Genomic DNA, 13,684 nt, shown 5'->3' with positions numbered 1-13,684 from the left:
CCAACCCGACAGCAAAACTGCAGCCTGTGTGACAAATTCCTAGCCGGTTGACACTCGTCCACAGTATCAACGCCCGCATCAACCGGCACCGGATCATTCCAGTGCAGGACTACGGCAAGACCACCCCGGTGATCTTTTCGCTGTGCCTGCTGGTGGGGGCCATCGGCATTGCCGCTGCCGTGGCCAGCAGGAAGGCCGCCGCTACATCACCTTGACCGCACGCCCGATGAACTGGATCGGCCCGGTCGGCCGGTCGATCGGCGAGCCGTTCTCGGGCTCCAGCGTGAGCTCGAACAGCTGGTTCGGCTCCAGCGGCGGCAGCTTGTCGATGGGAATGCGCAGCGTCTGCCCCTGCTTGACCAGCCCCAGCGACACCGGGCCACGCCACTGATCGGCCTTGGTCCAGAACTGCAGCGCCTTCTGCGGCGGCACCTCGAAGGTGCCCAGCGGCACGAGGCTCAGCTGACGCGACGAGGTGGTCTGAATCACCCAGCCCGGCGACTTGTCCTGCGGGGCGACCAGCACCACCATGTACTGCGGCTGCGGCAACGGGCGCATGACAAGCACGGCGACCATCAGCGCGGCGGCGGCGAACCCGCCTGCGGCCAGGCCGCGCCACAGTTGAAGGTTGTTCCACCAGCTGGAGAAGGCCGACGGACGCGCGGGCTTCAGCTCCGCTACGTTGCCAAGGCTCTGCTCGATGCGCGCCCACAGTGCAGGCGACGGGTCCGCCGGCGGAGCGAGCGCCGTCAGCGGCAACAGTCGCACCTCCCAGCCCTGCACGGCTTCGCGCAATGCCGGCTCGTTATGCATGCGCGCTTCGACCGTCGCACGCGCACCGGTCGACAGCGTGCCCAGCACGTACTCGCCTGCCAGTGCGTCGATGTCGTCGTCGGTCGGGTTGTTGCTGCCGCTCATGCCATGCACTCCCGCAGCGCACGCATGCCGCGCTGGATCCAGGCCTTCACCGTGCCCAACGGCGTTTGCAGCCGCTCGGCGATCTCGCCATGCGAGCAGCCTTCGACATACGCATAGAGGATGCAATCACGCCGCGCCGGCTCCAGCCCTTTCAGGCAGTTGTCGAGCCTGCCCAGATCGGCGCGCAATTCGAACGGATCGCCGGCCGAGGCGTATGCCGCCAGCGCAGCCTGGTCGTCGATGGCTTCGGCGGCGTCTTCGCTCACGTCCACCTGGCGCGCGCCGCTGCGCACCATGTTCAGCGCCGCATTGCGCACCACGCTGTAGACCCACCCGCGGCCTTCGCCGCGCGCCGGATTGAAACTCTCCGCGCGCTGCCAGATGCTGATGAACGCGTCGTGCAACACATCTTCGGCCTGCTGACGCTGGCGCACGATGCGTAGCGCCACGCCCATCAGATAACGGCTCTCGCGCTGGTACAGCTGCTGCAAAGCCTGACGGTCGCCGCGGGCGCAAGCCATGAGAGCGGCGTCGTAGTCGAAAGGCGCGGCGGTGGGCGGCGGGTTTTGCACCGGCCGATGGTAGTGGAGCCAATGGCCCCACTGCTGAATTACCCGCCGATCAGGACGCCTTCCAGAAGATGTAGTCGGCCTGGTACTGCACGACCTGCTTCTGGCCCTTGGTGGCCGGCGTGCACGGCACGGCAGCCGGAGCCACGCCGCCCTGCAGCGCCACGCGCTGGATGTAGGTAACGCCCGTCATCGCGCCCGAGCCCACGGCCGGGTTGGCCTTCACGAGCTGGAACGGCAGGCTGGTCGGCCCCGAGGGTGCGACAGCCAGCTGCGTGGCCGTGAGCTTGGAGCCGTCGTTCGACTCCCAGGTGGCCGGCGGGCCGTAGTACTTGCCGACCTGCTTGCCGCCGCGGTCCCACAGCTTGGCGTCGGGGCCGACGAACACCCATTCGGTCTGGCCGGGGGTGTTGGCCTTGTCGCGGCATTCGTAGGTGATGTCGCCCTTGCCGACGGTTTCCATGGCGACCTTGTTGCCGGCCGGCACCTGGATGGTTGGCGGCAGGCTGGACTGGTTGAAGGTGGGGCCTGAAGACATCGAGCCGCAGGCGGCGAGTACGGCGGCAGCAGCGGAGACGGCGCCGAGAACGGCGAACGAGCGGGTGGGACGGGAGGTGTGCATGGAAATACTCCTGGGTTGTAGATGGGCAGCAGCAGCTCCTCGCTGCTGAAGGGTCTACACGCCAGGAGTGGGTTTGGATGCAGGGGGTGCGAAAGATTTTTCTTGCGAGCAACGAGCCTTGAATCGAATGTGCGTCGCACCGTGAAATACGAACGGGCGTTTAACGATAGACAACAGTGCTTACTCGCTCGGCCACGTACACCTCCCGAGTCATCAACTCTGGGTGTATTGAATGGATCGAAAGGTTCTTGTGGTCGGCGATCCGCCGGCTTCTGGCGGGCGAGTGCTGCCCTACGACGGCCCGATGCTCGACCTGTTTGGCCATCGCGCCGCATTGATCGGCGGCAGGGCCTACTGCGAGGGATGCAACAGCGTCGGCATCATCGCCAAGGCGGGAGGGCCACGGCGCCCGCAGTTCATATCGGAGGTAGCGCTGGAGGGGGACGTGGTGGTGTGTCACTGTCCAGTGCCGCAGCCGCTCGTAGCAACGCTGCAGTTCTCGGCGATCTACGACGACGGCGTGGCCGCAGCAGTTGGGGCTTTCAGCGCCAGCTTGATCGCATCGCCGGGATGGTTCTCCGGAGACTCCGTGACCGTCGCAGCGAGCAAGAAGATAGTCGACGCGGCGGTGAATCACCCGTCCGAGGCGGAACAGACAGAGAACATCTGTCCCAACATGACCAACAGGCAGTTCTGCGACGGGATACTGGGTTTGCGAGACAAGGCGGTATCGCTCATTGCAAAGAAACGCCTTCCCGAGCTGGCGCGTTGGAACGAGGACGATATGTCGCGGGTAAAGGAATGGTTCGGTGTGGCCGACCAACCCATGCGGGAATATCTGCAGAAGGGCTTGGCCTCGTGCGAATCAGTGTTGAGGGGATTCACTTGCAAGAACTTCGTTCGCCTCACCGATGAGGGCAAGGAGCTCAGCTGCATCGTGCCAAAACATGATCAAAGTACGATCGCGATGGTCTGCAAGCCAGACATTGCAACGCGAACCATCGCAATCAACGTCTCATTTTGTACTCTGCGGGACGTTGCTGCGAATCTCGATTCGCAGCTATCGACGCTCATCCACGAAGTAACGCACTTCAACGATACCTTTGGTAGTCTCGATACGCTGAACCACTTGAGTCAATCTCGTTCCGCAGCGAAAACGGATCCCAAAGGCATGAAAACTAACGCGGACAGTATTACTGGCTATGTTGTGTGGGACGAGGTGTTCTATGCGAGTTAAGTGGCTTCTGATGCTGGCTTTGTTCGCAGCTTGCAGCTATGCCTCGGCATGCCAGAGAATCATTCAGATCACGCTGACATTTGCGGATGGCTCTGCGGATCTGGACCGTACTCAGATCGCGCGGCTAGCCGGATGGATCGGCAACGCGAACGCGATGTTTGCGAAGTACACGAGCGCAGGTGTCGAAGCAGGCGCTACCGCCAAATCACCGGAAAGAACGCCGAAAGAGGCCGCACAACTCGCAAGAGCGCGTGCCGACAATGTGGCGCTCGCACTGAAGAATCTTTTCCCCGTACCTCTCGATGTTGAGAAGTTTGCGCATGGCTACCGAGAGAAGAAGAGTTCCGACGTTGAAGTCAATGACTTCGCTGCGATTCAGCTCTATCCAGACCTGAAGACCTCAAAACTGCCGGACTGCAATCCCGGCCTTCCGGATGGCTTGGAGCGTTAACGCAAGTTCCAAGTGCAAACCGACGTCGAAGCGCTCGACTCAACACAAAGTCAAATTCACAGGAGGGTTTAGCTCATGAAGCCAATAAGCGGCTCAATGCTCATCGCGCTCAGCGCACTTCTCTCGGCCGCACCGCCAGCCTGGGCCGATGGCACTGTCAGTTTCGAAACGGACATCCTGCCCATGATCAGAGCCAGACCGGAATTCGAGAAATTCCTGCTCGGGACACTCAAGGTCACCGATGCCGGATCAGGTACGCGCATCTCCGGGCAAGCAATGCCGCATCTCGGTGGCGCTCGCATGGGGCCTTACGAATTCAGAGCGACTTGGCACAGTTCCAACAGCGACGTTCCGGTCACGCTCATCATCGACACCAACACCAAGTTTTTCGACAGGGCTGGCCGGGAGATCAGGAACGGCAGCCTGAAGCAGGCAGTCAGCGTGAAAGAAACATTCGACTCCATAGAGATCGAGCAACCTCGTTGAGCGCCGTAGTCGCATGAAATACCTCAACGCCATCATCCCCCTTGCCTGCGCCCTCGCGCCCACATGGACCCTCGCTTGCTCATTCGGTGGCCTCGAACACGATGTGCAGTTCGCCCCCGCAAGCACGCGCCTCGAATCGCAGCAGGTTCTCTCGCTAACGAACTGGTTTGTCGAGCAGCAGAACCCGAAAAGGGCGACTGGCGGCATCTACCGCGCCGACATCTATGCCGGCGCCATCAAGGACGATACCGCTTCGCTGAAGAAAGCGAACCTCCGGCTTGCCGAAATCGCCGATCTGTTGAAAACCTTGAGCACCGCGGCCTCCGTCGAAGTGCAGGGGCACGTCGATGAGTTCGAAAGCCAGGCGATAAGGCACCCGGAGCGTCTGGATGTTCTGAACGCAACCGTTCAACCCGCGTGCGCCAAAACAGTCTCGTGCTGCAAATGGTCTGAAGGACCTGCAGCGCCGCCCAAGCAGCAGTAAGCCGGTGCACCGACGAATCATCTGGCCGTTGGCCACGACCCTCGCTGCGGGGCAAGCAACGGCATGCAGCTACATCGTGGCAACTCAGATCAGCTTTGAAAGCGACTCGGCGGCACTGGATCGATCGCAGGTCATCAAGCTTTCCGAATGGCTGAACCGCTCATATGCAACTTTCTCCATGTACACGAGCGCGTCGATCGAAGTCGGGGCATCCGGCGCGGCGCCCCACGAGGCAAAGGCGTTGGCTGAACAGCGTGCAGCCAATACGGCGAGAGCGCTGCGCATGTTGTTGAAGACCGACCTTCCGATTACGACCGTCGCTCGTGGGTATAGGTCACCCATGAATGGCCTGGGTGACAGCAACGACTTCGCCTCGCTCCAGCTCTATCCCGACGTCGAAGGGCTGAAGCTACCGGACTGCAATCCGGTCCCGATTTCCGGCTTCAAGCGGTAGCACGAGGACATTGCTCATCATGCAAGACCAAAGACTTTCCGTTGTGCTTGGATCGCTGCTGGCATCTCTCACCTTGATAGCTACGCCGGCTGCGCAGGCCTGCAGTCCGATCAATGTCATCGGTGTGTACTTCGATCGCGACTCTGCAACAGTGTCAGCAGCACAGGTATCGAGACTGACCCATTGGATGGCCGGGCTGCGCGAGATGTATCCGAACCACGAATCCATCGATATCGGCGCCTCCGCTGAGCCTGGCGAACAGGCTCCGAACAACCTGGCACTGGAACGGGCACGCAATGTTGCGCGCGTTCTCCGGGAAGACCCGCAATACGATGGGACGAAGATTTATCTGCCGGACCGGGGCTATGTCAAAAAACCTGCTTCTGCATATCTGAAACAGCTGGAGAAGAGCCAAGGCGTCAGAGCCGTGCAACTCGACTTTCTTCCCGCCTGTCCGCATGAATGTTCATGTCAGATGGATGCCCCCCTACACACGCCACGGGTTCCTCGGTGATGAAGGAATGAACAACCATCGGCGCACCGCTCTCGGGTGCCTGAGCGTACTGGCATGGTTCCTCACGATGCCAGCGGTATTTGTGGCCGTTGGAGCAGTGGACCAGCACAAGTTCCAGTTGATCACTGACAACATCGCTCCGATCACCGCCACGATCCTCGTTGTCTGGGCGGTCTGGATTTACTGGCGCTTCGTTCCGAGCGCTCCCCGGCTCTGGCTGCGAATCGGCTATCTGGCCGTTTTTCTGACAGGGATGAGCTTGTTGGGGGTGGGTGCGATGTGGGTGACCTTCTGGGTCATGACGGCAATCCACGGTGCGTAGCGCTGGCGCCAGAGATACGTCACCCCCTCCCCCGTATCGCCTGCGCCACCAACGTCAGCACAGCAAACCCCAATATCACCCCCACCCCCGGATAAAGCATCGCCAACTCCGTCCCAGGCGCAATCGCCGCCGTCAACACCGCCAGCCCACAAGCCCCACCCACCTGCAGCGAACTGTTCAGCAGCCCAGCCGCCAGCCCCTGTTCATCGTCGGCCACCCCGTTCGTCCCCGCCACCATCAGCGCCGAAATACTCAGCGCAAACCCCACGCCCCACAGCACCGAAGCCGGCAGCAGCACGCCCCACAAATCCGGCTCAGGCCCGATGCGCAGCATCAGCAAATAGCACGGCACAAACGCCACCAACCCGACCATCAACACGCGCGTTACGCCGAAGCGGCTGATCAGCGCGCCAATCTTCGGCCCGACAACCACCACCATCAGCCCCGCAGGCAGCAGCACCAGCGCCATCTGCCACGGCTTCCAGCCCTGGATGTTCTGCAGGTACAGCGCGATCAGAAACTGAAAACCCATCGCGCCGCCGTACAGCAGCGCAGCGCTCACGTTCGCCGCCACCAGCCCACGGTTGCGGAAGATGCCCAGCCGCACCAGCGGCTCTTTCACCGAGCGCTCGATGACGACGAAGCCGGCCAGCAGCGCCACGGCCGCCACGAACCCGCCGACCGTGCGCAGCGATGCCCAGCCCGCCTCTTCCACCGACACCACAGTGAACACCATCAGCAGCATGCCCGCCACCAGCGTGACGGCGCCGCCAACGTCTAGCTTCTGCTGTCCCTTGATACGCGGCGGGTCGGGCGGCAGGTAGCGCAGCGCGGCCAGCAACAGCAGCACGGCGACCGGAATCGGCAACACGAAGATGTAGCGCCAGTTCAGCGCCGCCAGCAGGCCGCCGATGAGCAGGCCCGACGAGTACCCCGAGGCCTCGAACAGGTTGAAGATGCCGAAGGCCTTGTTGCGCGCCGGTCCTTCGGCGAAGGTGGTGGTCAGCAGCGACATCGCAGCCGGCCCGGTGAAGCCCGCGGCCATGCCTTTCACGAAACGCGAGACGATCAGCAGCCCCGCGTCGGTGGCAAAGGCGCCGCCCACCGACACCAGCGCGAACACCGCCAGCCCCGCCACCAGCACGCGCCTGCGGCCGAACAGATCGGCGCAGCGCCCACCCAGTAGCAGAAAGCCGCCAAAGGCCAGGATGTACGCGCTGACCAGCCACTGCGCCGTGGCCGCGCCAATGCCGAAGGCTTGCTGGATCTCGGGGATTGCCACCGCAATCATCGAGATGTCGAGCCCATCGAGCAGAATCACGCCGCTGAAGATGAGCAGCGCGATCCACATGCGCGCGGGCCAATGCAGGGGGTCTTTGTTTCCCTGCGTCGCGGCAACAGCAACAACGCCTTCATCGTCAGGGCGCGCGTCGCACGGGTTCAAGCTGGCAGACATTTTTCAATTGCTCCAATCAATCCATGGTTTCTTTGATTGGCTCGATCGTCCCGCGCCGCGCGCACCTTGAAAAACGAGTAGTTCTCAACGAACCGTCAAATGGAGCTTGAAGATCGATGCCATCGACGACGCCGATGAACCGCATGCTCCCCGGCACGCGCGCCCTGCGAACCTTCGAGGCGGCCGCACGGCACCTGAACTTCACGCGCGCGGCCGACGAGGTGGGGCTCACGCCCGCGGCCGTGAGCTACCAGATCAAGGAGATTGAAGACCAGTTGGGCGTGGTGCTCTTCACGCGCACCAGCCGCAGCATTCAGCTCACTCCGGCCGGCGCCGTGCTGTTCGAGGCGACTGCCGACGCGCTAGACACCCTGCACCGCGCCACCGGCCGCGCCCGCAAGCTCACGCGCAATGCGGCGCACCTGCGCGTGTCGCTGAGCGCGCGCTTTGCCACCAACTGGCTGCTGCCGAGGCTGCCGCAGTTCAGGGCCGCCAACCCGGGGCTGGAGCTGACTTTCGACATCACCGACACGCTGCGCGACTTCGAGGCCGACGACATCGACATTGCCATCCGCTTCGGCACCGGTAGCTATGAGGGTGCGCGCGCAGACCGGCTGTTCGACACCCTCATCGTGCCCGTGTGCAGCCCCAGGCTCATCGAGACCGGGCCGCCGCTGAACGAGCCGCGCGACCTGTTGCACCACACGCTCTGTTATGTCGACTGGAAGACCGAGACCATGACCTGGCCCAACTGGCGCATGTGGATGGCCGCGGCCGGCGTCGATGACAACTTCGACGACAGCCGGTGCGTGGGCTTTACCGATTCGAGCTTCGTGGTGCAGGCCGTGGTCGAAGGTGGCGCGGTCGGGCTGGCCGACCTGGACATGATTGCGGGCGACCTGGCGCAGGGGCGGCTGGTGCGGCTGTTCGACGTCGGCGTGCGCATGGCGGCGCCGTATGCGTATCACCTGGTGTATCCGCAGGGGAGCGAAGAGGACGCGCGGGTCGTGGCGTTTCGGGAGTGGCTGCTGGGGGAGGCAGGCGCACCGACCGCCTGATTGATCGCTCTCACCCAGCGCGCCGAATCAGAGCTCGTTGCAATAGCTGCTGACGGGCGGCCCAGCCAGCTCAGCCGCCATCGTGTCCCAAGCGCCGGACGACACCACGCCCGCGATATGAGCCTGATGGTGGCTGCGTGACTCCCACGACTCGACCAGCGTGAACACGCAGTCGTTGTCGGTGCGCCCAAACAGCTGCACGCCCCGGCATCCATCCGCCGATGGCAGCGACTGCTTGACCTGCTGCATGAGTTTGGCGAACGCGGATGCGCGCTCGGGCTTGGCTTCGAAAGTGATGATGACGTTGATCGGGTTCATGAAAATTTCTTTGTCGTTGGCTTGAAGAAAAGGCAGACGGCAGGTTAGCCAGCGCCCTCCCCCGCGCCAAGGCGCGAAGCTGCGAAGAAATTGACCATGGCTGCGAAAGACGCAGCCGCCCCACATCAATCAATCAGTCAGTCAGTCAATCAATCAGCCCGACTGAACGCGCCGCACGTACTCGGCAGGCGTTGCCTCGAAGCGCCTGCGAAACGCGCGATTGAAATGCGCCGCGCTCTCGAAGCCCACCTTCGCAGCCGCATCGCCGGGCCGCAGCCCCGCGCCCAGCATCAGCATGCGCGCCTCTTCCAGGCGCAGGTCGCGAATGCAGCGCATCGGCGTGACTCCGGCCACCTCGCGAAAACTGTGCGCGAAGTGCGAAGGGCTCATGTGCACGTGGCTGGCAATCTCGGCCACCGACAGCGGCCGGCCCAGATGGCGGCGCATGAAGGCGATGGCCGTCTGTATGCGTGCGCCGGCCTTGGTAACGGCGCCCGCGCTGCGAATGGCGGCCGCGGCCTCGGAGCGCAGCAGCCGCAGCACGATTTCTTCAACCGCCAGCGGCGCGAGCGTGCGGCGGTCCACCGGGTCGTCGGCCGCCAGCAGCAGGCGGGCAAAGGCCTCGACCACCTCCGGCCCCACCGCAGCCGTGAAGTTCTCGGTCACGCGGGCGGGCTCGGCCAGCGTGCCGCTTTCTGCCAGCGCGACAAAAGACTTCACCAGCATGTCGGGCGGCAGGTCGAGATGAATCGCGAGGTACGGATGTTCGGCGCTCGCCCCGACGACCGTGCCGAGGCACGCCACCTCGGCCCCGAGCACCAGGCACTGCGTGGCGCCGTAGTCGAGCGACCGGCGGTCGCCGAGGTGCGCGGTCTTGCGGCCCTGCAAGACCACCACCACGCCCGGCGTGAGGCGCTGGGTTTTCTCGTAACGCACCGGGCGCGAGAACCGGTAGCAGCGCAGCCCCGGATACAGCGCATCGGTGCGGCCGTCCGCAGGGGTTCGCGCCGCGACCATGTCGCGCAGACGGGCCCAGGCGGCGGTGGGAATGGCCTCGGGCTTGTTGTCGGCGACGGGCGGAGCTGGCATCGGTTTTGTTGTGGGGAGAAGAAGAAAAGCGAAGTGCGCAGCGTAGTCGACCGGCGCGTGCCCGTTGCCGGGGTGCACGGCCGGTGCTATTGGGTGCTGCCGATGTTCTGTCGCAGCGCTTCGCGCACTGCGCTGGTGGCGCTATTGACGGTATCGATGCGGACCAGCAGCGCGTCGTTGAGCACGCCCAGCAAGGCGCTCAGTTCGGTGCGGCTGGGGGTGAGCACCTCGCTGTCGTTCAGGGCGCTGGTGTCGACGAGCTTCTTGAGTGCGCTGTAGGCGCGCATCACGTCGTTGAGGGTGTCGGCGTCGTCGCAGGCTTGGAGGGCGAGGTCGTCGAGGTTGGAGGATGCGGGATCGAGGAAAGTGGATCGAGCGCTTGACTTCGATGAAGCGGATGCAGATTCAGCCAAGAGAGGCCTCCAAGAATTTCGGTTTGCTACAACCGCCGCCCCCGCTTCCAAACGAGGGCGGCAGCTCGAACGGGTTGGAAGACCGGGAAACTCTTGCAAGAAACCGGCAGGGCTCGCGCCCTCCCGTCCGAGCCGCCAAAACTTGGCGCGCGAACGAAAAAGCCGCAGACCATGTGCGGTGACTGCGGCTTTCGTCGCAGAGTTTCGACGGGCTTCCAAACCCGATCGCGTTTCACGCGACACGGCAGTATATCCAGGAGGCCGGGCTACGATTCCTCTGGAAGACAGCGTTCTTCGTACTTAAGATGTGGCTATAGTGCTTGCAAAAATTTCAAACGATTGGCGTCGAATTGCTTGAAATTCAAACTCCTTTAGCCCGATTCACTCTATCGGCCGCAGAAATATTTAATTTTTTGATTTTCGACCTAAAGATCAATTTAATAACCGACGGACCAAACACAGAATCCCATGAGAGTTTTAAAAAGCAAATGGCTAGCCTACACGGTGCTAGTAGGATTAATACCAATACTTTCACGCCTGCTTGTATGGATTATTGCCAAAGGCAATGTATTAGCCCCGCTTGCGGCAACAGATTTTGTAGCATTTGGCCTCGTGCTGCACATATCAAACATTAATGAACTAGAACATTTTTCATCACAAAACAAGTCATGGAAGACGGTTCAAAATGGGATTTCCGTCATATTCATTGCGTTCTACAGCGTTCTATTTGCCGTTCTATTAATTGGAGAGAAAAATCCAAATTTGATTGATGCTCAGGCTATGTTATTTTGTGTCGCTGCTCTTGCAGTTGCATCATTTTTTCTCAGTTTAAGCATTTTTCACCGAATAAGTGCTGCATCCAAAGGAAAAGCATGACATCGATCATTTATTTCCTCACCGGAGTGGCGGTAGCTTTAGCAATAGGCATATCCATTTGGTCTTTCATAGATACTCGAAAAAGATACTACGAAGAATATACGAGAAAGGAAGTTAAATGATCCGCAGTATTCTCTATTTGGACGAGCAAAAGCTCTATTCCTTGTCATCGCAAGTATTCGAGGGACTTACCGAATATCTACTTACAGAGACAAGCGAAGACTCTGAAAAATCCACAACCCAAAAGGGTCCAGTGGCAAGTGGGCGACTACTGGCAGATGCGATCAAGCTATCAAGCACCTCCGTAGAACGACGCGTGTTTCATGACCATTCATTTGCCTTATTTGAAAAAAAGATCGAGGAATCTGGAGATATTACAAGCATCTCTCAGTTAGATGAAGAAGCTGTCGAGCAGAAATCATTGAAGTCCTTTATTCGCATATCGGCTCCTGCAAGCTTTATCGACGCAGCGGATTTGAACAATTTATTTGGGATGTTCAACAAAATAGGTGAGGCGATCGCATATGTCACCAACACCGAAATCATCAAATCAGCAAATGAAACCCTAGAGCTCGCAAAAAATAACACAAAAGACAAACACAAAGTCTCAATAATTGCAAAACAACTAAAAGACATCTCAGACCCTTCGCAGCTTGCAAAGAAGTCCGGCCTCTATCAGGATCCCAAGCTTCTTGAAAATCTTTCGCTGTTAACCAAGTTTGCTTTTGCAGATCAACTCGAATTACAACAAAGGGTCGGCAATCTACTCTATACATCGCTCCTTAAGAGAGAGTACCTGCGAGAAACCGAAAGCCTGTTGCTTAGAAAATACTCGCGCAAAACAGAAAAATCCTTGGTCGTCTTAGGATTAGTCACGCAAACTGCATTTGCCCCCAAAGCCCCTCCCAATTCTGGTTTTGAGCCCTCGACCATGAAAGAAGCAGTCACCAATCTAGTCGATCACATTGCGGCAATGGAATCCACTCTGTCGGGAAAAAACGATAACGAGATTGTGATTGACCCAATAGCTGTCTACGTTTCTTTGTAGTTGCACGCCGCATTAATCGAGAGCGTGGAAATTTTATTCTTGCCTTCGAAGCAACTATCTTCTGCCCCAACCCCCATTTATCCGCAAAGGTAACCGCAAGACACTCCTCTACATCCAAGAAGGAGTGCTCTCATGCCAATCGCCTTGCTCGCGCTGACCCTCAGCGCCTTCGCCATCGGGACGACCGAGTTCGTCATCGTTGGCCTCATTCCCACTGTGGCCGCCGACCTCGGCATCGGCCTTCCCTCTGCCGGCCTGCTGGTCAGCCTCTATGCACTGGGCGTCGCCATTGGCGCGCCGGTGCTCACCGCGCTCACGGGCAAGCTGCCGCGCAAGGCGCTGCTGCTCGGGCTGATGGCGCTGTTCACGGTCGGCAACCTGCTGGCGTGGAAGGCGCCGAGCTATGAATCGCTGATTGCCGCCCGCGTGCTCACGGGGCTGGCGCACGGGGTGTTCTTCTCCATTGGCTCGACGATTGCCACCGGCCTGGTGCCGAAGGAAAAGGCGGCGAGCGCCATCGCGATCATGTTCACGGGCCTCACGGTGGCGCTGGTCACGGGCGTGCCGCTGGGCACGTTCATCGGGCAGCACTTCGGCTGGCGCGAGACTTTCCTGGCCGTGTCGGCGCTGGGCGTTGTCGCCTTCATCGGCAGCTGGATCTTCGTGCCCAGCAACATCCGCCACACGCCGCCGGCCTCGCTGGCGCAGCAGGCCAAGGTGCTGGCCGAGCCGCGCCTGTTGCTGGTGTATGCGAAGACGGCCATCGGCTATGGCGGCTCGTTCATTCCGTTCACGTTTCTCGCGCCGATCCTCACCGACGTGTCTGGCTTCAGCGCCGGTGCGGTGGGCTGGGTGATGCTGGTGTACGGCGTCTCGGTGGCGGTGGGCAATATCTGGGGCGGCAAGCTGGCCGACCGCATGGGCCCGATTCCGGCGCTGAAGATCATCTTCGCGCTGCTGGCCGCGGTGCTGCTGGTGTTCAACTTCGCGGCGCCGCACAAGTGGCTGGCTCTACTGGCGGTGCTGATGTGGGGCGCGGTGGCTTTCGGCAACGTGCCGGGGCTGCAGGTGTATGTGGTGAAGCAGGCCGAGCGCTTTACGCCACAGGCGGTGGACGTGGCCTCGGGCCTGAACATCGCGGCCTTCAACCTGGGCATTGCCGGCGCGGCCTGGGCCGGTGGGCTGATCGTGACGCACCTTGGGCTGATGCACACGCCGTGGATTGGCGCACTCGTTGTGTTGGTGTCGCTGGCGCTCACGCAGTGGAGCGGCAGGCTCGACCTCCGTGCCGGCATTCCGGTTCGCGCTTCGGGGCCGGTGCCGGTCGGTCACTGAACTTCGCTTTCTTCTCTTCTTCTCTTCCTCTCTT

At 61.0% G+C, this 13,684-nt stretch carries 19 protein-coding genes; 12 read left to right on the top strand and 7 right to left on the bottom strand.

Annotated elements, in window-relative coordinates; genetic code table 11:
* The first annotated feature begins 47 nt into the window (after positions 1-47).
* Positions 48-215 (top strand): hypothetical protein, encoded by a 168-nt coding sequence (locus tag ACSFBF_RS29155; protein ID WP_435473097.1) that lies wholly within the window; start codon positions 48-50, stop codon positions 213-215.
* Here ACSFBF_RS29155 and ACSFBF_RS29150 read toward each other — a convergent pair.
* From ACSFBF_RS29150 to ACSFBF_RS29140, 3 genes are all read right to left on the bottom strand, one after another.
* Positions 202-918, bottom strand: coding sequence for an anti-sigma factor (locus ACSFBF_RS29150; RefSeq protein WP_435473095.1), 717 nt, complete (start codon positions 916-918; stop codon positions 202-204). The two genes, ACSFBF_RS29155 and ACSFBF_RS29150, sit on opposite strands and share 14 nt — an antisense overlap.
* Positions 915-1,439, bottom strand: coding sequence for a sigma-70 family RNA polymerase sigma factor (locus ACSFBF_RS29145; protein ID WP_435473240.1), 525 nt, complete (start codon positions 1,437-1,439; stop codon positions 915-917). The genes ACSFBF_RS29150 and ACSFBF_RS29145 overlap by 4 nt, the downstream gene beginning before the upstream one ends.
* Before the next feature lie 100 nt (positions 1,440-1,539).
* Positions 1,540-2,109, bottom strand: coding sequence for a DUF3455 domain-containing protein (locus ACSFBF_RS29140; protein ID WP_435473093.1), 570 nt, complete (start codon positions 2,107-2,109; stop codon positions 1,540-1,542).
* Between the two features lie 232 nt (positions 2,110-2,341).
* On the opposite strand from ACSFBF_RS29140, the gene ACSFBF_RS29135 reads away from it, so the two are divergent.
* The 7 genes from ACSFBF_RS29135 to ACSFBF_RS29105 all read left to right on the top strand — a co-directional run bounded on the left by ACSFBF_RS29135 (position 2,342) and on the right by ACSFBF_RS29105 (position 6,057).
* Positions 2,342-3,346: a M35 family metalloendopeptidase gene (locus tag ACSFBF_RS29135; protein WP_435473091.1), complete on the top strand. Its 1,005-nt coding sequence runs from the start codon at positions 2,342-2,344 to the stop codon at positions 3,344-3,346.
* Positions 3,347-3,356: 10 nt separating this feature from the next.
* Positions 3,357-3,797, top strand: coding sequence for a hypothetical protein (locus tag ACSFBF_RS29130; RefSeq protein ID WP_435473089.1), 441 nt, complete (start codon positions 3,357-3,359; stop codon positions 3,795-3,797).
* Positions 3,798-3,893: 96 nt separating this feature from the next.
* Complete coding sequence (locus ACSFBF_RS29125) at positions 3,894-4,283, top strand: hypothetical protein (protein ID WP_435473087.1); 390 nt, start codon at positions 3,894-3,896, stop codon at positions 4,281-4,283.
* A 13-nt stretch (positions 4,284-4,296) separates the two neighbouring features.
* Entirely contained in the window at positions 4,297-4,767 is a 471-nt protein-coding gene (locus tag ACSFBF_RS29120) for a hypothetical protein (protein ID WP_435473085.1), read from the top strand.
* A gap of 28 nt (positions 4,768-4,795) precedes the next feature.
* A complete protein-coding gene (locus tag ACSFBF_RS29115; protein ID WP_435473083.1) occupies positions 4,796-5,221 on the top strand; it encodes a hypothetical protein in 426 nt (141 codons plus the stop codon).
* Between the two features lie 19 nt (positions 5,222-5,240).
* On the top strand, positions 5,241-5,735 hold the full coding sequence (locus ACSFBF_RS29110) for an OmpA family protein (protein WP_435473082.1): 495 nt from the start codon (positions 5,241-5,243) through the stop codon (positions 5,733-5,735).
* Between the two features lie 7 nt (positions 5,736-5,742).
* Positions 5,743-6,057, top strand: a complete 315-nt coding sequence (locus ACSFBF_RS29105; RefSeq protein WP_435473080.1) for a hypothetical protein — start codon at positions 5,743-5,745, stop codon at positions 6,055-6,057.
* Between the two features lie 19 nt (positions 6,058-6,076).
* Here ACSFBF_RS29105 and ACSFBF_RS29100 read toward each other — a convergent pair whose 3' ends face one another.
* Positions 6,077-7,513: an MFS transporter gene (locus ACSFBF_RS29100; protein ID WP_435473078.1), complete on the bottom strand. Its 1,437-nt coding sequence runs from the start codon at positions 7,511-7,513 to the stop codon at positions 6,077-6,079.
* A gap of 134 nt (positions 7,514-7,647) precedes the next feature.
* Here ACSFBF_RS29100 and gcvA point away from each other — a divergent pair, with 134 nt between their 5' ends.
* The gene (gene gcvA / locus ACSFBF_RS29095) at positions 7,648-8,571 is read left to right on the top strand and encodes a transcriptional regulator GcvA (RefSeq protein WP_435473076.1); all 924 of its coding nucleotides are present in this window, start codon (positions 7,648-7,650) and stop codon (positions 8,569-8,571) included.
* A 27-nt stretch (positions 8,572-8,598) separates the two neighbouring features.
* Here gcvA and ACSFBF_RS29090 read toward each other — a convergent pair whose 3' ends face one another.
* From ACSFBF_RS29090 to ACSFBF_RS29080, 3 genes are all read right to left on the bottom strand, one after another.
* On the bottom strand, positions 8,599-8,889 hold the full coding sequence (locus ACSFBF_RS29090) for a putative quinol monooxygenase (protein WP_435473074.1): 291 nt from the start codon (positions 8,887-8,889) through the stop codon (positions 8,599-8,601).
* A 153-nt stretch (positions 8,890-9,042) separates the two neighbouring features.
* A complete protein-coding gene (locus ACSFBF_RS29085) occupies positions 9,043-9,978 on the bottom strand; it encodes an AraC family transcriptional regulator (RefSeq protein WP_435473072.1) in 936 nt (311 codons plus the stop codon).
* An 86-nt stretch (positions 9,979-10,064) separates the two neighbouring features.
* Positions 10,065-10,391 (bottom strand): hypothetical protein, encoded by a 327-nt coding sequence (locus tag ACSFBF_RS29080; RefSeq protein WP_435473070.1) that lies wholly within the window; start codon positions 10,389-10,391, stop codon positions 10,065-10,067.
* Between the two features lie 468 nt (positions 10,392-10,859).
* On the opposite strand from ACSFBF_RS29080, the gene ACSFBF_RS29075 reads away from it, so the two are divergent.
* The 3 genes from ACSFBF_RS29075 (at position 10,860) to ACSFBF_RS29065 (ending at position 13,650) form a co-directional block, all read left to right on the top strand.
* The gene (locus ACSFBF_RS29075; RefSeq protein ID WP_435473068.1) at positions 10,860-11,267 is read left to right on the top strand and encodes a hypothetical protein; all 408 of its coding nucleotides are present in this window, start codon (positions 10,860-10,862) and stop codon (positions 11,265-11,267) included.
* 118 nt (positions 11,268-11,385) lie between these two features.
* Entirely contained in the window at positions 11,386-12,315 is a 930-nt protein-coding gene (locus ACSFBF_RS29070; RefSeq protein WP_435473066.1) for a DUF6414 family protein, read from the top strand.
* A gap of 132 nt (positions 12,316-12,447) precedes the next feature.
* The gene (locus tag ACSFBF_RS29065) at positions 12,448-13,650 is read left to right on the top strand and encodes an MFS transporter (protein WP_435473064.1); all 1,203 of its coding nucleotides are present in this window, start codon (positions 12,448-12,450) and stop codon (positions 13,648-13,650) included.
* Positions 13,651-13,684: the final 34 nt, after the last annotated feature.

Origin of the sequence: Variovorax nivicola, assembly GCF_051216475.1 — a bacterium.
GTDB lineage: Bacteria > Pseudomonadota > Gammaproteobacteria > Burkholderiales > Burkholderiaceae_C > Variovorax.
Note: the sequence above shows the minus strand (reverse complement) of the source record. Positions and strands in the feature narration are given on the sequence as shown.